The sequence below is a fragment of the Rudaea sp. 3F27F6 genome, assembly GCF_005503555.1.
In the GTDB taxonomy this organism is placed as follows: Bacteria; Pseudomonadota; Gammaproteobacteria; order Xanthomonadales; family Rhodanobacteraceae; genus Rudaea.
This window is the reverse complement of sequence record NZ_SCNG01000002.1, coordinates 795,143-819,947: the sequence shown is the minus strand read 5'-3', so window position 1 is coordinate 819,947 and position 24,805 is coordinate 795,143. Positions and strand designations below refer to the sequence as shown.

At 60.2% G+C, this 24,805-nt stretch carries 20 protein-coding genes; 10 read left to right on the top strand and 10 right to left on the bottom strand.

Annotation, left to right across the window (positions count from 1 at the left end):
- Positions 1-248 precede the first annotated feature (248 nt).
- Both FFS30_RS11315 and mobF read left to right on the top strand, forming a co-directional pair.
- The gene (locus FFS30_RS11315) at positions 249-2,066 is read left to right on the top strand and encodes a type IV secretion system DNA-binding domain-containing protein (protein WP_137913232.1); all 1,818 of its coding nucleotides are present in this window, start codon (positions 249-251) and stop codon (positions 2,064-2,066) included.
- Positions 2,063-5,083 carry a MobF family relaxase gene (gene mobF / locus FFS30_RS11310; RefSeq protein ID WP_137913231.1) on the top strand — a complete coding sequence of 1,007 codons (3,021 nt, stop codon included), beginning with the start codon at positions 2,063-2,065 and terminating at the stop codon, positions 5,081-5,083. The genes FFS30_RS11315 and mobF overlap by 4 nt, the downstream gene beginning before the upstream one ends.
- Positions 5,084-5,246: 163 nt before the next feature.
- Here the strand turns inward: mobF and FFS30_RS11305 are convergent, their stop codons facing one another.
- From FFS30_RS11305 to FFS30_RS11285, 5 genes are all read right to left on the bottom strand, one after another.
- Positions 5,247-6,578 (bottom strand): YadA-like family protein, encoded by a 1,332-nt coding sequence (locus FFS30_RS11305; RefSeq protein ID WP_137913230.1) that lies wholly within the window; start codon positions 6,576-6,578, stop codon positions 5,247-5,249.
- 135 nt (positions 6,579-6,713) lie between these two features.
- Positions 6,714-8,159 (bottom strand): Hsp70 family protein, encoded by a 1,446-nt coding sequence (locus FFS30_RS11300; protein ID WP_137913229.1) that lies wholly within the window; start codon positions 8,157-8,159, stop codon positions 6,714-6,716.
- A gap of 103 nt (positions 8,160-8,262) precedes the next feature.
- The gene (locus FFS30_RS11295; protein WP_137913228.1) at positions 8,263-8,703 is read right to left on the bottom strand and encodes a hypothetical protein; all 441 of its coding nucleotides are present in this window, start codon (positions 8,701-8,703) and stop codon (positions 8,263-8,265) included.
- A gap of 188 nt (positions 8,704-8,891) precedes the next feature.
- A complete protein-coding gene (locus tag FFS30_RS11290; protein ID WP_137913227.1) occupies positions 8,892-9,269 on the bottom strand; it encodes a hypothetical protein in 378 nt (125 codons plus the stop codon).
- A gap of 111 nt (positions 9,270-9,380) precedes the next feature.
- Entirely contained in the window at positions 9,381-9,587 is a 207-nt protein-coding gene (locus FFS30_RS11285) for a hypothetical protein (protein WP_137913226.1), read from the bottom strand.
- 196 nt (positions 9,588-9,783) lie between these two features.
- Here FFS30_RS11285 and FFS30_RS11280 point away from each other — a divergent pair, with 196 nt between their 5' ends.
- From FFS30_RS11280 to FFS30_RS11245, 8 genes are all read left to right on the top strand, one after another.
- Positions 9,784-10,392: a winged helix-turn-helix domain-containing protein gene (locus tag FFS30_RS11280; RefSeq protein ID WP_137913225.1), complete on the top strand. Its 609-nt coding sequence runs from the start codon at positions 9,784-9,786 to the stop codon at positions 10,390-10,392.
- 25 nt (positions 10,393-10,417) lie between these two features.
- A complete protein-coding gene (locus FFS30_RS11275) occupies positions 10,418-11,092 on the top strand; it encodes a S24 family peptidase (RefSeq protein ID WP_249352397.1) in 675 nt (224 codons plus the stop codon).
- A 9-nt stretch (positions 11,093-11,101) separates the two neighbouring features.
- Complete coding sequence (locus FFS30_RS11270; RefSeq protein WP_137913223.1) at positions 11,102-12,004, top strand: DUF2971 domain-containing protein; 903 nt, start codon at positions 11,102-11,104, stop codon at positions 12,002-12,004.
- Positions 11,994-13,292 (top strand): Y-family DNA polymerase, encoded by a 1,299-nt coding sequence (locus tag FFS30_RS11265; protein ID WP_137913222.1) that lies wholly within the window; start codon positions 11,994-11,996, stop codon positions 13,290-13,292. Before FFS30_RS11270 ends, FFS30_RS11265 begins: the two co-directional genes overlap by 11 nt.
- A 107-nt stretch (positions 13,293-13,399) precedes the next feature.
- On the top strand, positions 13,400-16,174 hold the full coding sequence (locus tag FFS30_RS11260; protein WP_137913221.1) for a DNA methyltransferase: 2,775 nt from the start codon (positions 13,400-13,402) through the stop codon (positions 16,172-16,174).
- Entirely contained in the window at positions 16,171-18,282 is a 2,112-nt protein-coding gene (locus FFS30_RS11255) for a DEAD/DEAH box helicase (RefSeq protein WP_137913220.1), read from the top strand. Before FFS30_RS11260 ends, FFS30_RS11255 begins: the two co-directional genes overlap by 4 nt.
- Entirely contained in the window at positions 18,275-19,453 is a 1,179-nt protein-coding gene (locus tag FFS30_RS11250; protein ID WP_137913219.1) for a GIY-YIG nuclease family protein, read from the top strand. The genes FFS30_RS11255 and FFS30_RS11250 overlap by 8 nt, the downstream gene beginning before the upstream one ends.
- A 180-nt stretch (positions 19,454-19,633) precedes the next feature.
- Positions 19,634-20,026: a hypothetical protein gene (locus FFS30_RS11245; RefSeq protein WP_137913218.1), complete on the top strand. Its 393-nt coding sequence runs from the start codon at positions 19,634-19,636 to the stop codon at positions 20,024-20,026.
- 30 nt (positions 20,027-20,056) lie between these two features.
- Here FFS30_RS11245 and FFS30_RS11240 read toward each other — a convergent pair whose 3' ends face one another.
- The 5 genes from FFS30_RS11240 to FFS30_RS11220 form a co-directional block, all read right to left on the bottom strand.
- Complete coding sequence (locus FFS30_RS11240; RefSeq protein WP_137913217.1) at positions 20,057-20,434, bottom strand: hypothetical protein; 378 nt, start codon at positions 20,432-20,434, stop codon at positions 20,057-20,059.
- Positions 20,435-20,933: 499 nt separating this feature from the next.
- Positions 20,934-22,175 carry an organoarsenical effux MFS transporter ArsJ gene (gene arsJ, locus FFS30_RS11235; RefSeq protein ID WP_137913216.1) on the bottom strand — a complete coding sequence of 414 codons (1,242 nt, stop codon included), beginning with the start codon at positions 22,173-22,175 and terminating at the stop codon, positions 20,934-20,936.
- 5 nt (positions 22,176-22,180) lie between these two features.
- A complete protein-coding gene (locus tag FFS30_RS11230; RefSeq protein WP_137913215.1) occupies positions 22,181-23,185 on the bottom strand; it encodes an ArsJ-associated glyceraldehyde-3-phosphate dehydrogenase in 1,005 nt (334 codons plus the stop codon).
- A gap of 28 nt (positions 23,186-23,213) precedes the next feature.
- Positions 23,214-24,251 (bottom strand): ACR3 family arsenite efflux transporter, encoded by a 1,038-nt coding sequence (gene arsB, locus FFS30_RS11225; protein ID WP_137913563.1) that lies wholly within the window; start codon positions 24,249-24,251, stop codon positions 23,214-23,216.
- Positions 24,252-24,292: 41 nt separating this feature from the next.
- Positions 24,293-24,802, bottom strand: coding sequence for an arsenate reductase ArsC (locus tag FFS30_RS11220; protein WP_137913214.1), 510 nt, complete (start codon positions 24,800-24,802; stop codon positions 24,293-24,295).
- Between the last annotated feature and the right edge of the window lie 3 nt (positions 24,803-24,805).

The window sequence follows — 24,805 nt, the reverse complement described above, 5'->3', positions numbered from 1 at the left end:
CGGCCGGGTCGGGCGCTCGTGTGCGGGCGCTTGCTACGCGAAACGGTGCGGCTGCAGAAGCCGAACAGCTCCTTGCTGAAGCGGCAGATTCCGGAGTCATCGACGTTTCTACCGTTCGCAAAATGGCTGGCCAAGTGGTCGAAATGCTCGTGGCGCAACGGGCGGCCTGGACTCGTTTGGATGCGTTGACGCGGACCATGGTCGCCTCGTGGCCATCCGAGCTTGTCTCCAAGGCACCGAGGTGAGCCGTGCTCCACGGACCTATCCATGACTGCTTCGGACCGCCGCCGGCCTCGCTGGCGCCTTCGGTGCGTGTGCGGCGATGGGACGAAGCCGCGCTAGCGGGCCTCTTCGGGTTCTCCGCCGCCTACATCTTCATTGGTCTCGCGCTATGGCGCGATCTTCCGCTGCTGGGGGAATGCCCAGGTCTTTCGTTTTTCGGATTTCTCGGAGAAGCCCTCCATCCCATCGGCGTCGTGGAAGAAGGCGCCGAACTCTGGACCCGGGCATGGCTTTCACTCGGCGCGGGTCTACTGTCCGGGTCACTTTCGTTTGCTTACGGCCTGCGCCCGCATTCGCGCCTCCGGCACGTGAGCGGCCCGCGCTTGCTGTCGGGCGACGCCGCGCGTAAGGCCGCGCGCGCGGCGGCGGTCGCCGACCGAGGCGGTAAGCCAGGTTTCCTCAAGCTCGCGCCAGATCTCGAATTGGACAGGGACCGGTTTACCCGACATCTCTTCGTAATAGGGGCGGTGGGAGGAGGGAAAACGCAAATCCTGATGAACTTGCTCGTGCAAATATTCGCAATGCCTCGTCAGAAACGACCGAAGCTCTTTTGCTTGGACGTGAAAGGCGACTTCACCCAAAAATTTAAGGCCCCTATTATTTCTCCTTGGGATGCTCGGTCGCTTATTTGGGACATCGGGCGCGACCTCGATACACCGGCGGCGGCGGCCACGTTTGCGCAGACGCTGTTGCCGGTGGAAGGCAGCAACCCGTTTTGGCCCGAGGCGGCGCGATCCGTTTTGGTTGGCGCGATTACCTCGCTCAGGATCGAGCGGGGCACGCAATGGGGTTGGGGGGCGCTGGCCGACCGTGTGAACTCCCGCCGCGAGGCAATGGCCGAACTTTTGACCGAGCACGCTCCGAAGGCCGCGGTGCTGATGGGTGATGAGGACTCGCCGACATCGCTCGGAATTCTCGCAACCCTTGCTGCCCACACCGTCTGCATCGATAACCTTGCAGCCGCCTGGGGCAACGAAGAAGGTCGGAAGAAGATTTCGTTGCGCGAATGGGCCGTAGACGAGTTTCGTGGGCCGGGCCAGTTGATCGTTCAAGCCGGTCAAGACGCGGCGCTCACGCGCAGCTACATCGGCGCCATGGTCAAGCTTCTGGAGCAGACCATCATTAACCCCGCGATGCCGGACTCAGCGGAGCGAACGCTTCTCTTCGTCCTCGATGAACTGCCCGCCCTCAAGCTGAACGTGTCAGCAGCCATCGACAAGGGCAGAAGCAAGGGCGTGGTGGTGGTCGCCGCGTGCCAAAGCATGCTCCAGCTGCAAAATGCGATGAACCAGCAGGAAGCACAAGCGTTGATGGGAATGCTTGGCACGCACGTGGTGTGCCGCATGCAAATGTCGGAAGACCGTGACCAGGTGGCAGCGCTGTTCGGTCGGCAACGGGTCTGTTTCTCCAACGGCCCGACCGCGCATGAAGAGACACGCTCCGTCGTCGATCCGAGCGTTCTTTCAACCGAACTTGGTAGGCGTCAGGTGAGCAGAAAGGTTTCGGAAACGGGCTACGCCATCCGGGCGCTGGTCGCCGGCGTCGGTCCCGACGTGCTGATGCTCGACTGGCCTGTCATCGCTCCAAAGAATGTGCGGCCGGCTCATGTGCCTGCAGCATGGACGCTGCCGGACAAGACAAGGCCTGAGTCAGGACCAAAGGTCCCTGTTCAACCAGAACCTCAAACCAAACCGACCAATGAGGTCGGTGCGGTGGTCGAGCAGTTGCTCGCCCAGCTTTCCGAAACGCCAGTCGATCAGAACCGCAAGGAGAGCGTGCCATGATGAAGATTACGGAGCTGAATGCCCAAGGCAAAACGAAGGGGGGAGAGGCCGTCATCCAATACATGCTCGCGGTCGAATACTACCGCGACAAAGACGGATTGGCCGTCTCGGCTTCGGAGTGGTGGGGCGGTGGCGCCGAAGCGCTCGGACTCAAAGGAAAGGTCAAAGAAGAGCAGATGAAATCGCTGACCCGCGGCTTCGCGCCTGGCGCTGACGGCAAAGACGGAAGAGCACTGTGCCGGAACGCAGGCCAGCCGCCTCGGGAAGAGGTCATCAAGGACAAACATGGCAACCCGCGGCTCGACAAGGACGGCAACGAACTGAAGCGTTTGCGCGGCGGCCATCGTGTGGGCGCCGACTGCACTTTCCACACGACGAAAGCGGTCGACGTCGCGTATGCGGATGCCACGCCGGAGATGCGCGACAAAATCATGAATGCCCACATCACCGCGACGAAAGCGGCGCTCGGTTATCTGGAAGAGCATGCTGAGACGAGGCGTGGGCGCGGCGGAAAACGAGTCATCGGCGCCAAAATGGTTGTCTCGATGCATCACCACGTTGGCAGCAGATCTCTTGACCCAAAAATTCACACCCATGCACTGCGCTACTCGGTCGTTCAAGGCGAGGATGGACAGTGGGGAAAGATTTCTGCGGAGGAACACTACAAGCAGCAGAAGACGGTAGGAGCATTTTACCGGGCGACCTTGGCCTACGAGATGCGCAAGTTGGGTTTCGGCATCGAGAAGCGCTATGAGCTTGACAAGGACGGCTTGCGCACTGGAAATGTATATTTTGGGATTGCCGGCATCGACAAGAGTGTCGAGGATATTTTTTCAAAGCGACGTGAGGCAATCGTCGAATACTTGAAGCAAAATCCCGGGGTGTCTTCCCAGGCTGCAACGTTGGCGACGCGCCAGGAAAAAGAGGAGCCACCTTTCGAGGAGCTCGTGGCCATCTGGGGTGAGACGTTCGCGAGCCTTCGGCGCGAAGATCCCAAGCTCTTTGCGTCCACAGAAGCCGTCGTCGGTCTGAAAGATAATTTTGGCGAGGCGGTTACCGATGAGGAGACCCTCGAAAGGCTCCACGAAAAAAACGCGGTATGGACACGTGGTGAATTGCTGGAGCGGATTGCGCTGGAGTCGATGGGGCGGCTTAGTCCCGAGGCCATGATCCAAGAAGTCGACAACTTCCTCGTGCGTAACAAGCTGGTGCAGGTGGCTGCGCCGGAACTTCACCCCGACGACGCCAGCTACCAGCTGGCGATCCGTCATCGAGAGGTCAACTTCGCCAGTCAAGAGATCCTCGACCGCGAAAAGCGGATCGTTGAAAACGCCAAGGAGCGGCGCGAGGACCAAGTGGTTCGCCTTGACCCCGTTCGGGTCGCCGAATCTGTAGCGAGCTACGAGCAACTCAAGGGTGTGACGCTCGATCCCGAACAACGCAAGGTGGTTGAATGGGCGACGACCGGCACCGGAGGTGTGTGCGTGATAACCGGAGTGGCCGGGGCAGGGAAGACCTTTACGAGTGGCGCTTGGGTGAAGGCTTTCGAGGACCAGGGACACGAGGTCATTGGCACCGCGGTCAGTTGGAAGGCAGCCAAGAAGCTTGAGTCCGAAAGCGGCATCACCTCTTACTCCACTCGCTCCCTTCTGTCGCAACTGAAAAGCGGCAAGGTCGTGCTTCACCCCCGCAGCGTCGTGGTGCTCGACGAAGCCGGCATGGCCGGCTCTCATACGGTCGACCAGCTCCAGCAACACTGCGACACGGCTGGCGCAAAACTGGTGCTTCAGGGGGACGCCTTGCAGCTGCAGCCGATTGAGTCGGGCGCGCCGTTTCGACTTGCCGTGGAAGCGGTAGGCGAAGCGAGGCTGACTGGCATTCGGCGTCAGAAGCGCCAGGTCGACCGGGATACGGCCAGCACGTTCTACGAGGAGGGTCAGGAGATCCGAAGCCGGGCCCAAAACCGCGCGCTGGGCGAGAAAATCCTGGAGAGACTGGAGGCCAACGGGCAACTGGCGCCGTATCGCACTCAATCCGATGCCGTGGACAACCTGGTGAGCGAGCATATGGCTTCTACCAAGCCCGATCGCGAAAAGCTTGTGCTCGGGTGCACGAACGAGGATGTCGCGCTGCTCAACCGAAAGATTCGCGACAGCATGCGCACGGCGGGGCGATTGAAGTCGGAAGATGTTTTGATCAAGGGCACCGAGGCCGGCAAGGATATCGACCTGCCGGTTGCGGTGGGCGACCGCATTCGGTTCGGAAAAGGCGAACGAGACATCGGGGTCGACAATGGCGATGTCGGCGTAGTCGAGCGCGTGACCCAATCGAAAGGGCGGACCAAAATCGCCGTGCGGTTGGAAAGTGATATTTCGATGAAAGACAACAACTTGGTGGAGTTTGAAGCTGATCGATACACCGATGTGAGCTACGGCTTTGCCAGCACCAACCATAAAGCTCAAGGACTAGGCATGTTGGAGGTAAGGCAGCTGGCGAACCTGGGAATGTTCGACCGGCAGTCCGTGTTGGTGAGCTTCACGCGCATGAAAGAAAACTATCGCCTGTATGGCAATGACGATGCCCTCGATCCCGAGGTGCTGGCCGAGCGCATCGGCACAGACCGGCTCAAGGTCAACGCGCTGGAACGACTGGCGCTCAAGCGCAAGCAAGACGCCGCGCGAGCTCGCAAGCCGAGGGCGCCGACTGTTGCGCGCGGAGAGCAACCCACTGCTCAGTCGCGGGACGACCGGAGGCGGCCGGGTCAGACGCGTCAGCGCCTGGCAGATGCGGTGGCTGAAAAACGGATGAAGGAACTGTTGGGCCAGGTGAAGAAGGAGCGGCAACCGCTGCGCGGTAGGAAGCCTGCGCAGGACGAGGATCGGAATCTGGCACGGAATTTCAGCAAGCTCATTCGAGAGCTGGGACAAACCGCAGAGCGATTGATCGCCCGTATCAAGTCGAGGCCGGCGCACAAGCGGGAGCACAAGCGCCAACAGGGTCAAGGGCTGGGGATGTAGGGCGAGTGCGTTCCGGCTAGCCCTGGCTGCGCAAGCCTGGGCAGACCCGCGGCATGGGCAGGTAGCAGTGCTGCGGTGATCTGGGACTGTTCTTATTTATAGGGGACCCATAAAAAACGGCAGCGGTCACCCGCTGCCGAAACACCACTTGGACCCCATGAAATCAGAACCCGACGCTGACCGCCCCACCCACCGTGCGCTGGCTACCCGCGAAAGCGACGCCGAGGGTGAAATTGATCGGGTGGCGCGTGTTGAAAATGTGCTGGTAGGCGATCGCCGTTCCCGACTGGCCGTTGAAATTCGCGTAGCCCATCGCAAAACGGTTGCCCGACGGATTGCCGGCAGCGGAGGCGGCCACGAGACCGAGGGCGGACGAAGCGGCGCCCGCCTGGTTGATTTTGCTGTTGAGCACGTTGAATTTCTGGGTGGTGTAGTCGTTGGCCTGCTGAAGCGTTTGCTGGAGCTGGCCGATGTTGGCCGCGTCGTCGGGCAGCACGCCAGGAGCGACACCGGAAATCGTTCGGCCGCCGACGTCCACCGTGTTCGCCCGGTCAGTGTAGGTGTCGTTGCCCACAATGACGCTGTTGATCGCATCGGCACCGAGTCCCGAGTTGTTGCCGAGGATTACCCCGCCGGCGACCTGGTTGGTATCGTGGTTGCCCACCACCACGCCTTGGGAAGCGGTATTCGTGTTGCCGTTGCCCACGGTGATCGTTTGATCGTTCGTAACCGTGTTGCCGTTTCCGAGAATGGCGGTGTCGCTGGCGTTCGTAACGTTGTTGAGAAACCCGTCGATGGTTCCGCGGGTCACGTTGCTGACGGTGTTCACGGAACCGTCGATCGTGCCGCTCGAACTGTCGACCTGATTGCTGCCTCCGTTGATGTTCAATCCCCAGTTTTCACCCTGGGTTCCCGTGACGGTGTTCCCCGACCCCGTGATCGAAATATTGGAATCGTCAGAGTGAACGTTGTTGGCCTCACCCGTGATCGTCAAGTTCCCGAGCTTGCCAGCTGCCGTATTGCCCCAGCCCGAAATCATGTTGTCGGCGTTGGAAGCGGACAAGGTGTTGTTGGCACCATAGATGAGATTCGAGCCGGAAACCCTTCCCGAGCCGGCGGGGTTCAGATCCTGGAAGATGTTGGACGATGCGTCGGACCCGCCGTAGATCGCCGTGCCATCGCCGTTGGCGCAAGACGTCGAGCCGGGTGCGCACGAGAAGGCTGGCGGCAGGGTTTGTCCTGGAGGCGAGGTCCCGTCGTCCGCAGGCCGCGCGAACTGCGGCGACAAGCTCGCGGTGAAAGGCCCTTTGAACAACGGTGTGGCCGTTAGCGGCTGCGGCTGGACTTGCGCGGTCACTGGACCACCGATGGCCTGCGCAGCCGACTGGCCCCACGCGTGTGCGCTGATGGCCAGCGAGGCCAGGGCGATTGAAACGCGACGAATCGAGAACATGCCAGTCTCCGGTAGTTGGTTGTCAAGGGAAAAAGTCCCCATGACTCCAGATCTACGACAGATCCCGGACCTGGCAAGCCCTCCGGATTCAATTTATTTTATTCGATTATCTAATTTTAGCTTCGACCAGCGCCGGAACATTTACAGGCCCCCTTTAATCGTCGTCCTCCACACAACTCATCCGGCAGCGTATAAGGCGAGCCCATTGACCACTGCGAACGAAGCGTTGCCACGGACACGGCGGGCATTCGGGAATTTGCGTTTGAGTATTTCGATCAAATAGGGTGATCGCGACATTCCGCCGGTTACAAAGACCGCATCCGGTGAGCAACCTATTTCGGCCAGCAGCTTGTCGAGTTCTTTTTCCAGGTTGAACCGCAGGCGATCGGAGGCGTCGAGAAGCGAAGCCTGGTCGACGGTGGCTGCCAATCTTTTCTCGATGAACCCCAGTGCGATACGGCGGCGGTCCTCGGTGGACAACTCGACCTTGGCTTGCTCGATGAGTCGCGCCGTCTTCTGCGTGTTGCCCGTCCTTTGAAGCGCGCGTAACCGAGAGAGGAATGGCTCCTCTTCTTGCTTGTAGTCGCGCTTAGCAAATTGCCGCTGGCGTTCGGGGTTGTGAATGGAAAGGGCGTCCACGTAGTGGTGAGCCGGGGCGCCCCCGTCCAGATCCCTGCCGAACAAGGGCATGACTTGCTGACCCAGGTCAAGGTCCACATCGGTTCCACCCATGGGGAAGCCGCGAGCCTTGATGACGTTTGGCTTGCGGCTGCCACCGAGTTCCACGAAGGCGAAATCGGTTGTTCCTCCGCCCACATCGACGACCAAGGTCTTGGTTCGCTCTTCGCACTTTCGATGAAAATCATGAGAAGCGGCGACAGGCTCTTCAAGGAATTCGATGTCGTCGTCGTAGCCGGCCTTGATGGCTGCTTCGGTCATGAGTGCCCGTGCCTGCTCGGTGCCAGCCGGACCGAGCGAACTGCGAAATTCAACAGGCCGGCCAATTACCGCTTTGTGAACCGCGGACCCCAATTGCTTGGTTGCCGTCAGTCGGATGTGCTCAAGGATGTGGCCCACCACGTTCAAAATTCGAGCGCGGCCAGTGGCGTTCAAATCGAATCCAAGCATGGACTTGGGCGATTGAATGAGGATGCCAGTGCCTGCGTCCAGGTAGTCATCAATGGCGTCATCTCCGAACACTGCGCGGGACGTGTCCACTTCAGCGACACTCGCCGTTCGGACTTGCTCTTCGCGCCAATGCTGGCGGGCAACCCGCAGGGCCATTTTCCGAAGGTCATTGTCATCGGGTGCCTTGGGTTCAGTCAGAAGAGCCAGCGCTCTGTTCCGAGCATTCTCGTCCCGCAGCTTCATCGCCTCTTGCCAGCGTGCGGTGGCGGTGACGAAAGCCTTGGTGGCCTGCCTCCTGTCTTGGCGCAAAATGCGTTCGAAATCTCTTTCAATTTCCGGCGTCATCTGGAACTCGTCCATGTTCGGGACGGCTTCCGGAAAATACACCGCCGTCCGGAACTGATCCCCGGCAGCGAATCGTATCTTCTCAACGCGATCGTTTCTGAAGACGGCAGCCGCCGAATAGCTCGTGCCGAAGTCGATGCCAATCCTCACGCGAATCCCCTGGAGAAAGCCCAACCGAATGATAGCGGTAGGCGCTTCTCTAGGGTGGTGACGGGTGCCCAGGGCCTATGCGCAAAGCCTTGGGCGAGGAGGGCTAGCGCCGTTTTCCGCGCGGCGGAACCTGTGCCTTGCCCCAATTCATCCATTCGGCAGCCACGCGCTCTTTTTCCGCGATCAAGGTTGGATCGGAAGCGAGAGCCCGCTGTTTTTCAGCCACCATTGGTTGGACCGCCAACGCAGGGGCGGTGGGGTCTGCTCCCCTTGGCTGCCACGCGTTCTCTAGGTGGACGACGACTTGCCACAGAGCTGTATTCCGATCGAGCAAACCCGACATCACAGCCTTGAGCGCTGCGTTCTCGTCTTCGAGCTTTATGTTTTTCCTGTTGAGCTCGCTGCACAGCATTTCGGATTGGATGACCTTTCGGGTCATGCGCATGCGAGACAGTTGCGCGGCGGCTTGGTTTTGAAGAGACAAGTTGGCCCAGCCGTTGGCCGTGATCGCGTCCAGTTCATTGCTTTCGTCGTCCCACGACATCGTTTGCGCCTTCTCGTTAGAGCGGTTCTGATTCGGTAACTACCATGCACTTAATGACACTGCAACTGGTAACGCTACCAGTTCTTCGCGCGCAGGTTTCCGTTCAGCCGCTTCGGTCTTCAGGGTGCCGCGTGGGGCGCGGCGAGGATGCGGCGCCCAGGATGCGGGCGCCGCCGAAAAAGTAGCTTTCAATCGGGGCGGCCGCTCTGTGCCCTGGCCATGCGTAGTGCGTGGCCTGCGTGGAGAGTCGAAGCCTTGCACGCGTTGAATTCGGTCACGGTGACCGAGCGCTGGTCGGCGAAAGTGACGCGCAGGTCGTAGACGCATCCATGACGGAGCGCGACCTGGACGCTCTCGCCTGGGTGGAGATCGCTCGACGAGCGCTGGTCGCCCACGTCGATGGCTTCCCACTTATTGATGCCCTCGGGTTTGAATTCGAAGGTGCGGATGGTGGCCTGGCCGTCGTTCACGACAGTCAAGTAATGGGGGGGCGAAGAAGCGGCCGGCGCGGCCGCGGAGGCAGCGCAACACGAAAGAGTCAACAGACGAAGAAGGTGCTTGTTCATGGGTTTTTCCTTGACGAGGTGTTTAGGGTTGGCGATCCTTTGCACCGCGCCCGGTGGAGCGCCGGACGTTGTAGCTAGGGTCGCGCAGTGGTTGGAGATGCCGAGGGCGCGTCAGTGAGCGGCGGCGAGGACGTGCTGGATTCGAATGAAGCGACGGGTCGCCATGGCGCCGAAGGCCAAGCCGGCGAGGCCGATGGCGATGACCAGCATGTCGCGGCTGTCGAGCACGACGGGCGGGTCGAGGGTGGAAGCCAGGGCGGTGAAGGTAACGAGCGCGGCCGAGGCGACCAGGAGCATGGCGGGGGTCAGAACGTTCATGGTTTCTCCAAGGGCGGGATGCCGATGCGAACGGTGACGCCGAGTCGGCCGGAGGTCTTCGCGTAACGCTCACGGATTGCCAACGGATCTCCCACGTCCTCCATTTCGAGAATCGATTCGGGGCGAAAACGCGAACGGTTTGGCAGGTGCAACCAATTTCGCGTGATAACGTGCAGCCGGAACACAGGAGCAGGCGATGAACCGAACAAGCACCTCCATGAGCGAGCCGGCGCGCTGGCGCTTTGGCGCCGCAGAGTTCGACGAGCTCCGATGGGAGCTGCGCGTCGCCGGAAAAGTCGTTCCGATGGAGCGCAAGCCGCTTGAAGTGCTTGGCCACTTGGTGCGGCGGGCGGGCGAGGTCGTGAGCAAGGACGAACTGCTGGACTCCGCATGGGCGGGTCGCGTCGTCGTCGAGAACGCGCTTTCGAATGCCGTGGCGAAACTGCGGCGGGCTATCGGTGATGAGCAGCAAACCGTGCTGGCCACGGTGCCCCGGATTGGTTACCGCCTCCAGGCCACGGTCGAGCGCAACGCGCCGGTCGAGCGCCCGTTGCCGGCACGACGCTTGAGCGTGTATCCGGCCGTAGGCGTCCTCATGCTCGCCGGCGCGCTCATGGGGTTCGCTCTGATTGCTTACGTCATACATCCCTGGAAAGGCTGGCTTCCAGAAGACAGCCGCGATCTCTTCATCGCGGCCGACTTCGTGGGTGGGTTCGGACTCTTCGCCGTGGCGCTGTGGCGCATACGCCAGGCCAGTAGGCCCTCACCGGCGCCGTTGGCGCCGCTGAATTCAGTCCTGGCCTAGGAACGCATCGGCGGAAACGGCGTCAGTGCTGCGTCTCGATTTCTGGGACGCGGGGTGTGCTATCTTGATTACTGAACAGTATTCAAGGGGTGCGCTGATGAAGTCTCAAGGCCACGGTGGTGCCCGAGAGGGCGCGGGGCGCAAATCCGGGTCAGGGCCCTACCGCGAGCCAACCCATCCGGTGCGGGTGCCCGAAAGCCAGACGCCGGCTGTCATCGAATTCCTGGCCGCCTACCGCGATCGCCGCACCCTCGAAGACGAGGGCGTGCGCGCAACCATGCCGCGCGGCGTCCAGCGTTCCCGGCGCTTGCGCTCCATCCCGCTAAGCGGCTTTCGAGTCGCAGCCGGGTTTGGCAGCCCCGCCGAGGACTACATCGAGGAGCGCATCGACTTCAACGCGCACCTCATCCGCCAAGGCCACGATGCGAGCACCTTCGTCGTGCGCGCGCAGGGCTGGTCCATGATTGGAGCGGGTATCCACGATGGCGACGAAATCGTGGTGGACCGTGCGTTGGAACCGAAAGACATGAGCGTCGTGGTCGCGACGGTGAACGGGGAGCTGGTCATCAAGCGGCTGAAGATGCGCGCTGGCAAAATTGCCTTGGTCAGCGACAACCCGCACTACCCAGAGCGAGTGCTGGCCGAGGGCGAGACACTGGAAATCTGGGGCGTGGCGACGCGTGTTCTCCATCCGCTATAAGGTTCACCGATGGATTCGTTTCTCGGATTGAATGCGTCGTGGGATAAGCCTGGCGTGCCGCCGTGGAAAAAACGGCGCTATTGGAGGCGCGAGTATAAAGAACCGGGACCGCGCCTTATCTACAAGTTCCGCGCTTTGCCGCCCTTGGCGGACATCGATAGGTGGAACGTTTTACGGGCGTTGCTGGTCGACGGCGAAATCTGGATGGCGGCGCCGGCGACGTTTACCGATCCGATGGACAGCCACATCCACTTCGAGTTTACGAGCACGGACGCCGTGGCGCGGCGGCAGGAGCTAGAAAAATACCTTCGAAAGGCGGGCAACTTGAACAGCACCCAGTTTCGGAAGTGGGTTGTCGCAAGCAAGGTCGACATTACGGGGATGGTGGCCGACCCAGCGAAACTCGACGCCTTCTTCGAGCGCGTCGTGAAACTTCACAAGGAAGTCTCAGGGGTGTGCTCGTTTTGCGAAACAGTGCGCCAGCTTTCGGTGTGGGATGGCTACGCGGACGGCCATCGCGGGATTGCGCTGCAGTTCGAACCATCGCGCAATCCCGCCGCCTTCCTCGGTTACTCCGTCAGATATAGCGATGATCCGCCCGTCATAAGAGACTGGATGACCAAGCGCGATACCTTGAAGTTGCTCGAAACGTTGTTGAGGAAGTCCACGGACTACGATCACGAGCGCGAATACCGTGTATTCGATCCCCAGCGGGCAAACTACGGGCGGCCCTATCGTCCCGAAGCTCTAAGGGCTGTGATTTTCGGGATGAGGTGCGACGACGCACAACGCAACCAGATGCTCGCATTGCTCGATGAACGCGAAAAGCGAACGGGCCTTCGACCGAAACTATATCAGGCCCACATGGACCCGCGGTCCGGCCGGTTGCGTTTCAAGCGCTATGCTCGTTGAGACCGCTGCTCGGCGCATCGGCCTGGTCGACGTCAATAATTTTTATGTTTCCTGCGAACGCCTGTTCCAGCCGCGTCTCAATGGCCGACCCGTCGTGGTCCTGTCGAACAACGACGGCATCGTGGTTGCCAGAAGCCAGGAGGTCAAAGATCTCGGTGTGAAGATGGGCACGCCCTGGCATCACCTGAAGGACCTCGCGCGCGAGCATCGCATTGTCCACTTTTCGTCAAATTACACTTTGTATGGCGATCTAAGTCAGCGTGTGATGTCGGTGCTTAGTGCCTTCACACCGGACCAAGAGATCTATTCGATCGACGAATCGTTTCTGGACTTCACGCGCTTGCCGCGGCTGAATCTGACGACAATCGGTGTGGAGATGAGGGAAAGGGTTCGGCAGTGGGTCGGGCTTCCCGTGTGCGTCGGCTTTGGGCCGACGAAGACCTTGGCCAAACTGGCCAACCACGTGGCGAAGAAGCGTTCGGCTTGGAAGGGCGTCTGCGATTTGTCGGTGCTCGATGAGCAGGCGCTGGCCGATTTGCTGGCGGGAATCGAGGTCGGAGAAGTCTGGGGAGTCGGACCGCGAACAGAGCCGAAGCTCCAGGAGCTCGGGATCCGAACCGTGGCCGACCTTCGCGCGGCAGGACCGTCCCGAATGCGTGCCCTGTTTTCGGTCGTGCTGGAGCGCACCGTCCGTGAGCTGCGCGGTGAGGCGTGCCAAGGGCTGGATTCGCCCGAGCCCAAGAAACAGATCATCTCGTCGAGGAGTTTTGGGGCCCCCATAAATGACCTCGAAGAGCTGGCTCAACCCGTCCAGGTTCACATGACGACTGCCGCGGAAAAACTACGAAGGCAGGACAGCGTCGCCGGCGCCGTTGGCGTGTGGCTGGAGACCAACCGTTTTCGGCCGCAGGATCGCCAGTATTCACCCCGGGCCTCGATGAGGTTGCCGGAGCCGACCGACGATACGCTGCGGTTGATCGCCGTAGCGCACGCGCTGGTTCGGCACATCTATCGGCCCGGTTACCGTTACGCCAAGGCAGGCGTGATGTTGATGGAGCTCGGCGCGAAAGCGGTCGCGCAAGGGATGCTGTTCGGTGCGGACCTTGTGAAGAATGAGCGCCGCGACCGATTGATGGCCGTCATGGACCGCGCGACAGCGCGTTGGGGTCGAGGTGTTCTAGCCCCCGGTGCGGCTGGGCTGAGCGAACGACGATGGTCGATGAACCGCGAGCACCTGTCGCCGTGTTACAAGACGCGGTGGAGCGATTTGCCCGTCGTCAGCGCTTGAGAGGCGGTCGCCTGTTGCATAATCCCGACACGGCGCCTGCGCGCGGGCGCGGGGAGGCCGCTACCCGAGAGAGACAAGCGGCCACCGATGGCTAGGCGTGGAAACCCATGAACGCGGTTGAGATTGAGGCAGCAATAACTGAGCTGGCAGCGCAGCCCTTCGATGGGGCAGAGTTTCCTTACGCCTTCCTGGCAGCCTTCGGAAACAAGGAGACCACGCTCAAGCGCTTGCGCAAGGGAGACTCAAACGCGTCGGACGTTCTGGGCGGAGTCTTGCAGCGCAACAACATTCACCTGGCAACGTGTGCGGTGGGCGAGGTTGGGCGCACACTTAGAGCACTGAAGAACAGTCCCAGGACGCTCTCGGCGAAGGCGAAGTTTGTCCTAGCAACTGACGGTGAGACCTTGGAAGCTGAGGATCTGGTTAGTGGCGAGCCCATTTCCTGCGGTTTTGTGGAGTTCCCGGACCACTTCGGGTTTTTCCTGCCCCTCGCAGGGATCACAACCGTCCGAGAAATCAAAGAAAACCCGATAGACATTCGGGCAACCAGCCGTCTAAACAAGCTGTATGTCGAGCTTCAGCAACACAACCCAGATTGGGCGAAGGCCGAACGACGCCACGATATGAACCACTTCATGGCGCGGTTAGTATTTTGTTTCTTCGCTGAAGACACCGAAATTTTCGACGGGCTGAATCTCTTCAGTGCAACCGTGGAGAAAATGACAGAGCGGGACGGGTCCAATACGCATGAGGTATTGGAAACGATCTTTCGTGCGATGAATAGCAGAAAGGAAGATCGCGATAAGGCTCGCGTGCCCCGATGGGCTGACCCGTTTCCCTACGTCAACGGTGGACTATTCTCTGGCAGCACCGACGTCCCACGTTTCACGCGAACCGGGCGTTCCTATCTATTGCGTGCGGGCGAGCTGAACTGGAAGGAGATTAACCCGGACATCTTTGGGTCGATGATCCAGGCCGTCGCCGAGGATGAAGAACGCGGCGAACTGGGCATGCACTATACGAGCGTGCCGAATATCTTGAAGGTTCTTAACCCACTCTTCCTTGATGATCTGCGCGACCAGCTGGAATCGGCTGGGGATAACAAGGTGAAACTGATCAATCTGCGCCGTCGCATGGCACGCATTCGCGTGTTCGACCCCGCCTGCGGCAGTGGAAACTTCTTGGTAATCGCCTACAAACAAATGCGGGCGATCGAGGCGGAGATCAATCGACGACGCGTGGAAGTCAACTTGCCGTCTGAGATACCGCTTACAAACTTTCGCGGCATAGAGCTCCGAGATTTTCCGGCTGAGATAGCTCGTTTGGCCCTTATCATCGCGGAGTTTCAATGCGACGTGCTCTACCGTGGCCAAAAAGAAGCATTGGCTGAAGTATTGCCTCTTGACGCTCAAAATTGGATCACGTGCGGCAATGCTCTCCAACTTGATTGGCTGGCTATCTGTCCGCCAACAGGCGTAGGCGTTCGGGTGCTGAGTAACGACCTTTTCAAAACGCCACTCGACCAGTTGGAGATCGATTTTGAGAACGAGGGCGGAGAAACGTATATTTGTGGAAATCCTCCGTATCGAGGTAGCCAATGGCAGACCGAGGAGCAGAAAAGTGACCTTGGGTCGATTTTTGAAGGGCGCGCCAAAAACTGGAAGTCGCTCGATTACGTGTCCGGTTGGTTCATGAAGGCGGCTGACTATGGTGTCAATACACAAGCTGGTTCGGCATTCGTAGCCACAAACTCCATCTGTCAAGGCAGACAGGTTGAAACACTTTGGACGCTTATTTTTTCAACCGGTCACTCCATCTCCTTCGCGCACACCTCATTTAAGTGGGCGAATCTTGCCAGCAAAAATGCGGGCGTGACGGTTGTCATCGTAGGTTTGGCGGTGAATCCCGGAAGCGCTCGGAGGATTTTTAGTGAGTCGATCGACGGCGAAGTAAGCATCAAGGCCGCCGAGCACATCAATGCTTATCTCGTGCCGGGCCCAGACATTATCGTTGGCCCTCGCACTTTGCAGCTGAGTGGGATTGGCGAGATGACCTTCGGCAATATGCCAAACGATGGCGGAGGACTGTTGCTAGAACAGAAAGACGTTGAGGAAGCGCATCGATACGGCGTGCCGGCAAAATTTATTCGGCCCTTCGTCGGATCTCAGGAATACATCCAGGGAACTGAGCGGCGATGCTTGTGGGTGGAAGACAACGAGTTTATCGAAGCGTCGTCCAATCCTTGGATGGCGGGGCGATTTGGTTTGGTGAGGGCAACACGGTTGAAGTCAGACCGCGCAACAACAAAAAACCTCGCGAAGGTTCCTTACAGGTTTGGCGAAATTCGGCAACGAGGTTCGGAAGTGGTGATAGTTGTCCCTGGCGTCAGTTCGGAGAACAGACCTTACCTTCCGGTGGGTTTGCTAGCCCGAGGAAGCATAGTAAGCAATAAAAATTTTGTATTGTTGGATGAACCACTTTGGAATCTGGCATTGATTGCTTCGCGCCTCCACTGGGTGTGGATCGGAGCAGTTTGTGTGCGAATGCGAACAGATTTCTCATACTCGAACACACTGGGATGGAACACGTTTCCGGTTCCAACGCTCACGGATCAAAATAGAGCCGATCTGACCCAATGCGCCGAGGAAATCCTTTTAGCCAGGGAGGCACAGTTTCCCGACACAATCGCCGATCTCTACGACCCGCAGCATATGCCGGAACAGTTGCGTCGTGCGCATGAGCAAAACGACGAGATATTGGAGCGGATCTACATCGGACGGAAATTTCGAAACGACACGGAACGGCTTGAGAAGCTGTTCGACCTCTACACCAAGATGAGTGCGGGTCAGGTCAAGATTAACAAGGCGAGGAAAAGCAAATGAACGAGGCAGGGAATCCCACCAACCGGTTCACCGTGCCCTCTGTCTCGATTGCGACAGCCAGGACGGGGGCCTCAAACAAGGTAAACGCGCTCGGCATGCGTCCGATGCAGGAGCGGGCCTATGCGAAAAGAGGCGAGCAATATCTACTAATCAAGTCGCCGCCGGCTTCCGGCAAGTCGCGTGCGCTGATGTTCATCGCACTGGACAAGGTCCGCAACCAAGGATTGAAGCAAGCGATCATTGTCGTTCCAGAAAAGTCTATCGGTGGCAGCTTTGCCGATGAGAAGTTGAGCGCTCAGGGTTTCTGGGGCGATTGGACCGTGCGTCCGGAATGGAACCTCTGTAACGCGCCTGGGGACGACAACGGAAGGGTATCCTCCTCGAAGGTAAAGGCGATGGGTGCGTTTCTGGCCAGCGATGATTTGTTTATCGTGTGCACGCACGCAACCTTTCGTTTTGCGGTAGATGAGTTCGGCATAGAAGCCTTCGACAACCGGTTGGTCGCTATAGACGAATTCCACCACGTCAGTAGCAACCCGGAGAACAAGCTCGGGAGTCAGCTCAAGCTACTAATCGAAAGGGGCAAAAGTCACATCGTTGCGATGACGGGTTCGTATTTTCGAGGCGATGCGGAGGCGGTGCTTTCACCTGACGACGAAGCGCGGTTCGAGACAGTGACCTACACTTACTACGAACAACTAAATGGCTACTCATATTTGAAGTCCCTTGAAATCGGTTACTTTTTCTATACAGGCCGCTACGTCGACGCGGTGATGAAGGTGCTGGACCCCCGGCAGAAGACCATCGTCCACATTCCCAACGTCAATGCGCGCGAAAGCCTGAAAGACAAGCACAAAGAAGTCGAAGAAATCATGAGTCATCTGGGGAGCTGGACCGGCGTCGATGAAAAAACTGGCTTTCACCTTATTCAGCTAAAGCCGGAGTTCGGGGGCGGTGTGGCGAAGGTCGCGGATCTCGTCGACGACAGTGACGCCGGCAAACGTTCCAAAGTGCTCGCAGCACTCAAGGGCCCCGCGCAAAACAACGACCGTGACAACGTCGACGTCATTATCGCTCTCGGCATGGCGAAGGAAGGGTTTGACTGGATCTGGTGCGAGCATGCACTGACCATTGGCTACCGAAGCAGCCTCACGGAGATTGTCCAGATCATTGGACGCGCCACACGGGATGCAATGGGCAAGGAAAAGGCACGGTTCACCAACTTGATTGCCGAGCCCGCAGCCGAGCAGAACGAGGTCGTTCAGGCCGTCAACGACACGCTGAAAGCCATCGCAGCCAGCTTGTTGATGGAGCAGGTTCTGGCACCTAGGTTCGAGTTCACTCCGAAGGACAACGGGCCGAAAGAAGGTTTCGATTACGGCGACGAAGGCTATCAGGAAGGTAAGGGCAACGTCGGTGTTAACTCCGCAACAGGACAGGTTCATGTCGAGATCAAGGGCCTTGTGATGCCCAAGTCTCCGGAGGCCGTTCGTATCTGCCGGGAGGATCTCAACGAAGTGCTCACTGCCTTTGTCCAGAACAAGAACGCGCTGGAGCGCGGGCTGTTCGACAAAGAAAATACGTTGCCCGAAGAACTCACACAGGTTCAGATGGGCAAGATCGTCCGGGAGCACTACCCGCAGCTGAGCGACGAGGATCAAGAGGCCGTCCGCCAGCACGCCGTTGCCGCATTGAACCTGACTCAGCAAGCCAAGTTGAAACTGGCGGAAGCAGACGCCAAGGGCGAGCAGGGCAACACGTCGCTCATCGATGGCGTCCGGAAGTTTGTCAACGTCAGGGACCTCGACATTGACTTGGTCGATCGCGTCAATCCTTTCGACGCCGCCTATGCGGTTCTAGCTCGGGCAATGGATGAGCGCGTCCTTCGTCAAGTCCAGGCCAGCATCGCGGCAAAGCGCGTGTCGCTGTCGGTGGAAGAAGCCCGCGATTTGGCCAAGCGCGCCGTGCTGTTCAAGCAAGAGCGAGGGCGCGCTCCTGACATTAACTCAGCCGACGCCTGGGAGAAAAAAATGGCGGAAGGCGTGGCCGCGTTGGCCCGCCACATTGCGACGCAGCGCGCTCAAGCTGCAGGTGCGTCCAATGAATGAGATGGACGACGAAGCGATCTTGGCCGAACTGGGCGTATCGGTCACTCCCCTAAAGGACGGCGCGCACACCGCGCAGGAAGAGCGCTTGATTGCCGGGTTCGAGGACATCCTGCGCTTCGTCGAGACCCATGGACGTGTGCCCGAGCACGGCGAAGATCGCGACATCTTCGAGCGGCTTTACGCGGTTCGCCTAGATCGCCTGCGCGCGATTCCTTCGGCACACGCACTATTGGCTTCCTTGGATACGCAGGGCCTGCTGGGGGCCAAGCCGGCGGTCGTGGACGTCGAAGAGCTTGAAGGGATGGACGATCAAGCACTGCTTGCCGAACTCGGCATCGCTCCGGAAGACGACATCACTCAGTTGCGGCACGTCCGTTCTTATGAAGATCGCAAAGCTGCGGAAGACATCGCGAATCGCACGCCTTGCAAGGACTTCGAACGGTTCGCGCCTCTGTTCGAAAAAGCCGAAACGGAGTTGAAAAAGGGTGAGCGTCGAGCGTTGCGCTTTGGCCGCAACGCCAGCGTCGAGGAGGGCGACTTTTTCATCCTCGGTGGGCAGGTCGTCTATGTCGCCGACATTGGCGAATCGTTTCGGACACCCAACGGGGAGACGGACGCACGTCTTCGCGTCGTCTATGGAAACGGCACCGAGAGCAACCTGTTGCTTCGCTCGTTGCAGCGCGCGCTTTACAAGGACGAAAGTGGCCGGCGTCTGACCGCTCCCGGAGCCGGGCCCTTGTTCCGTGATGTCATGGAACGCGACGACGTGGAGAATGGGACCATCTATGTGCTGCGAAGTCGGTCGGCTAACCCGTTTGTTGTCGAGCACCGCGAGCTCATCCACAAGATCGGCGTCACCGGTGGCAAGGTCGAGACCCGTATCGCCAATGCGGCCAACGAAGCCACTTACCTGTTGGCCGACGTCGATGTGGTAGCGACCTACAAGCTGTCGAACCTCAATCGGACAAAGCTGGAAAATCTCTTTCATCGTTTGTTTGCCCCGGTCCTGCTCGACCTGACGATTGAGGACCGATTCGGTCGACCTGTGAAGCCGCGGGAATGGTTCCTCGTGCCGTTGCCCGTCATTGACGAGGCTGTTGCCAGAATCGTCGATGGGTCGATTACGGGCATGGTCTATGATCCTCAGACTGCAAGGCTTGTGAGCCTCTGATTGGTATCCCAGCGCATGAAATCAAAATCCTTGCTCATTTCGAGCGCGAGGGGCTATACATGAACCAATGTCTGGATCGGGGCGCGCAATTGGATGCCCGTGGCTGACAGACTTCGCGCCGAAGCATTCTGGGTTCTGACAGGCCGAACGACCTGCTGGAAATGCATTGGAACAACTCGGGTGAGCTGTGTGCTGGTCGACGGATACGATGAGCAGCTCGATGACGGGGAATGGGAGCGCCGGGAAGAGCGAACCCTTCTCAGCTACATCGAGTCCATCAATGCCGAGGCCGCCACCGGCATCTCGGCCATCGCTCCCTGGATGAAGATGGGCCGATCCGAAACCGCGGACACGTCATACCTGGCCAACCATTGCGAGGCCTGTGGCGCTCTTCAGGGCGACTGGTTTCTTTCGAAACTGGACCACGCGTTTTTCCCTCAAGACCTGGAGGCGGCGCGACGCCTTGCCGTTCGACCGGTCGCTGGCCACATAAACGTCGAGGCCTCACTGTCGTGGTCGTCCTGGCACGACTGGCTGGCTTTGAATGATTCAGACGTCCGGCCCTCCGATTAAGAGGGCCGCTTAAATCCGTGCTATCGGATGTCAGGGCACAAACCGCGCGTAACCATTGGCGAGGAGGGATGCCTGAACAATTTCCCATGGGATGACTTGGCGAATGGCGCCGGCTCGTGCCATCTCGGTGCCGGGCGACGCAGCGATCCGCTTCGCTTGGCGCACCAAGTTGCGCGCAACGCCCGACGCGTCTGCAAGATACGCCAGCAGGCCTGGGCACACGGCGTGGTTGTAGACGAAGCGGGCATCCCGGCCGCGCGTGACTTTGCGATCGTAGGCGCCGGGGCTGTTGTAGTGAAAGAGCCAGCCAATCCAGTGCTCCTTCTGGCTCTCATACCAGGCCTCTCGCCGCTGCCGTTTGTCTTCGGGTAGCCGACCTACCGCGATCAGGAGCTCGACGATTTCCAATGACCTATCCATGCGTTGAGGTTCTCGTTGAAGCGGGCGTTGACGATATCGCTCCGTTGACGGGTGGTGACGAGGGCTACTTGGTAAACGGACGGCTATTTGCGTGGACACACTGTGCAGAGCGTTTTCGCCGTTCTTGCGATTTGGACGTCCATTTGATGTGTCCATGAGTGTGTCCATGGAAGAAATGGCGGCGAACGGCGTTCCGTAACTCGTTGATTATAATGTTGTTGGTAAAAGCAACGCGGATACTGGCGCATGGACGCCGAGTGCCGCTTATCTTCTGCAAGCTCTTGATAATTCAAGAAAAGCCGTATCCATTTTCGCCCATGCGGAGAACTAATTATATGCCCACAAGTTCTTGATCTAGCGGACTAACGAGAAAATCAATCACTTTCCCTGTCAAACCTTTGTGTGTCCATATTGTGTCCATGCCGCAATGACCGCCCGGCAACGTGTGTCCACAGCGGAAGGGCGACTTTTTTAGCTAATGGTTCGGCTATTCGGCCGATTCGCCAACGCCCTCGGTGGCTGGCACCAAGTGGCGCGGTAGCGCCAGCGATAGCAACGCGGCCAAGGCTACGAAGCCGGCCGACCACGCCAGGCACGCCCACAGCCCGGCGGCTTGAAACACCAAGCCGGAGAGCACGGTGCCAAGCAAGCGCCCCATGGCGTTGGCCATATAGTAAAAGCCGACGTCGAGCGACACCCCATCGGTTTGCGCGTAGCTGACGATGAGATAGCTGTGCAGCGAGGAGTTAATCGCAAACAATGTTCCGAAAACAGCCAGGCCACCCACCAACGTGGCTGTGATCGCGACTCCGTGCGCGATCAGCACGGCCATCACGGCCGGTGCGAAGGCCAAGACCACCGCCCATCGGAACGCAGAGCGGCCATCCGGCAGCCTACCGGTGCGGCGACCGGTCAGCGCGGGTGCCGAGGCCTGGACGACGCCGTAGCCGATGACCCACGCGGCGAGGAACGCGCCCACACCCCAAAAATCCCAGCCAAGGGTGTCGTAGAGAAACACGGGCAACGCCACGACGAACCAGACATCGCGCGCGCCGAACAAAAAGAGGCGCGCCGCCGACAGCACGTTGATCGCTCGGCTCTTTGAGAAGATGTCCTTGAACTTTGGCTTGGCCTTCGCCTTGCCCAGGTCGCGCGTCAAAGTGAGGAGGCTCGACACGCCGACCACCGCCAACACCGCGGCCATGGCGAGGACTGCGGTTCGAAATCCGAGCACGGTCAGCAGGCCTCCCCCTAAGAAAAAGCCCACGCCCTTGAGTGCGTTCTTCGAACCGGTGAGCGCGGCCACCCAGCGGTAGAGCGAGCCCTCCTGGCCCGCGGGCACCAGCAGCTTGATGCTGCTCTTGGCGCTCATCTTGTTGAGGTCTTTGGCAATGCCCGACAACGCCTGCGCGGCCATCACCCAAGGCACGGTCAACCAAACGTGGGGCACAGCGAGTGCGCCGAGCGCCACAACCTGGAGCAGCAGGCCCACGTTCATGGTGCGGTTCAACCCGATGTGTGCGCCGAGCCAACCGCCGACCAGGTTGGTGATGACGCCAAAGATTTCGTAGAACAAAAACAGCATCGCGACCTGAAGGGGCGAATACCCGAGCTCGTGGAAGTGGAGCACCACGAGCATGCGCAGCGCGCCGTCAGTCAGGGTGAACGCCCAGTAGTTGCCCGTGATGAGCAGGTATTGGCGCATGTCGGGCGAGAAGCGCGCGGTCATGAGCCTTACTTCGCGTTGCCCACCATGCGGACCAGCTCGGCCGTCCGATTCACGTAGCCCCACTCGTTGTCATACCACGCGTAGATTTTTACGTGCGTGCCGTTGACCACCAGGGTCGAGAGCGCGTCGACGATGCCCGAGCGCGGGTCTCCTCTGAAGTCGATGGAGACCAATGGGCGCTCCTCGTAGCCGAGGATCCCCTTGAGCTCGCCTTCGGCCGCGGCCTTGAGCAGGCCGTTGACTTCCTCGACGCTGGTGGCGCGCTCGACCTCGAAGACGCAATCGGTAAGCGACGCGTTGGTCAGCGGCACGCGCACGGCGTGCCCGTTCAAGCGGCCCTTGAGCTCGGGGAAGATTTCGGCGATGGCCGTGGCCGATCCGGTCGTCGTCGGGATGAGGCTGGAACCGCACGCGCGCGCGCGGCGCAGGTCCTTGTGGGGCGCGTCGACGATGACCTGTGTGTTGGTCAGGCTGTGAATCGTCGTCATGCTGCCGTGGCGAATCTTCAAGTTTTCATGGATGACCTTGACCACCGGTGCCAGGCAGTTCGTGGTGCATGAAGCGGCGGTGACGATGCGGTGGATGGCCGGGTCGAAGCGGTGATCGTTGACGCCCAACACGGTGTCGAGCACGCCGGCCTCTTTCACGGGGGCGGTCACCACGACGCGCGGCACGCCCTGGTCGAGGTAAGGCTGCAAGAGGGCCTTCTTGCGGAACTTGCCCGAGGCCTCGATGACGACGTCGCACTTGGACCAGTCGGTATCCTCGATGGCCTTGTTGCGCGAGAGCGCGATGCGTTGGCCGTCGATGACCAGCGCGTCGCCGTCGGCGCGCGCGTCATGCGCCCAGCGCCCGTGGATGGAGTCGAAATTGAGTAAGTGGGCGAGCGTGGCCGCGTCACCCGCTGGATCGTTGACCTGGACAAACGCAAAATCGGGCGAGCCCCACGCCGCGCGCAAGGTCAAGCGCCCCATGCGGCCGAAGCCGTTAATGCCCACACGAATCGTCATGATGGTTTCCGTTGGAAGAAAAATCGAATCACGAGCTGGTGCGCGCGCCGGCGTCATACCACCGTCGCGTGCCATTCACGATGCGCACCACCGAGAGCATCACCGGCACCTCGACGAGCACGCCGACCACGGTCGCCAGCGCCGCGCCCGAGTGAACGCCGAACACGCTCACCGCCGTGGCGACGGCCAGCTCGAAAAAGTTGCTAGCGCCGATGAGGGCCGAGGGACCGGCCACGCAATGGGACACGCCCAGGCGGCGGTTGAGCCAGTAGGCCAACCCGGCGTTGAAGTAGACCTGGATGAGGATCGGCACCGCGAGCATGGCGATGATGGCCGGTTGCTCCAGGATTTGCCGACCTTGGAAACCGAACAGGAGCACGAGCATCAGGAGCAACGCGACGAGCGATGCTGGCTGCAAGCGTGCCAGCAGCGCGCTGAGCGCTCGCTCGCCGCCCTGCCGAAGCACGACGCGTCGCAGGGTAGCAGCCACGATCACCGGAACGAGGATGTAGAGGCCCACCGACAACAGGAGTGTGGCCCACGGCACGGTGATGGAAGAAAGGCCAAGAAGAAGTGCGACCAGCGGCGCGAAGGCAACAACCATGATGGCGTCGTTGAGCGCCACTTGGCTCAAGGTGAACTTGGGCTCGCCCCCGCACAGGTTGCTCCACACGAACACCATCGCAGTGCACGGGGCGGCGGCCAGCAGCACGAGTCCGGCGATGTAGGCGTCGGCTTGGTCGGCGGGCAGGTAGGCGGCGAACACGTGCCGGATGAAGATGTAGCCGAGCAGCGCCATCGAGAACGGCTTGACCGCCCAGTTCACGAACACGGTCACGCCGATGCCGCGCCATTGCGCGCGCACGTCGCCGAGCGCGCCGAAGTCAATCTTGAGCAGCATCGGGATGATCATCACCCAGATGAGCACGGCCACCGGCAAGTTCACGTGCGCCACTTCGGTCGCGGCGAGCGTGGCAAACACGTCGGGCACGAAACGGCCAAGCAGCGTGCCGAGCACGATGCACAGCAGCACCCACACGCTCAGGTAGCGCTCGAACACGCCCATGCGTGAGGCCAGCGACTGCGGCGACTGAACGACGGTCGCGTTCACGCCGACACCGGTGTGGGCGCGTGCTCGTCGGCGATTTTCGCCAAAGCTGCTGCCAATGCGGGGCGGTCGAATTGCTCCACTGGCAACGCCACCAGCGCGCCTGTGCGCGCGGTGATGATGGCCAGGGTTTGCTCAAAGGCCGCGGCGATTTCCTCGGGCGTGCCGCGCACGCCGGCCGGATCGGGCAGGCCCCAATGCGCGCGCACGAAGTCGCCCAGGAACACGGGGCACGGGTCGAGCTGCGCGCTGTCGCAAAGGGTGATGACGAGGTCAAGGGGCGGGGCGTTGTCGCCAGCAAACTCGTCGAAGTTCTTGCTGCGCAACCCTGCCGTCGGGATGCCGGCGGCGGTGAGCACGGCGAGCGACTGCGGGTGGACGCGACCGGCCGGCTTGCTGCCGCCGCTGTAAGCCACGAAGCGCGGCGACCCCAGGTGGTTCAACACCGCCTCGCTCAGGATGCTGCGGGCCGAGTTGCCCGTGCAGAGAAAAAGAACGTGGATGGCCATCGC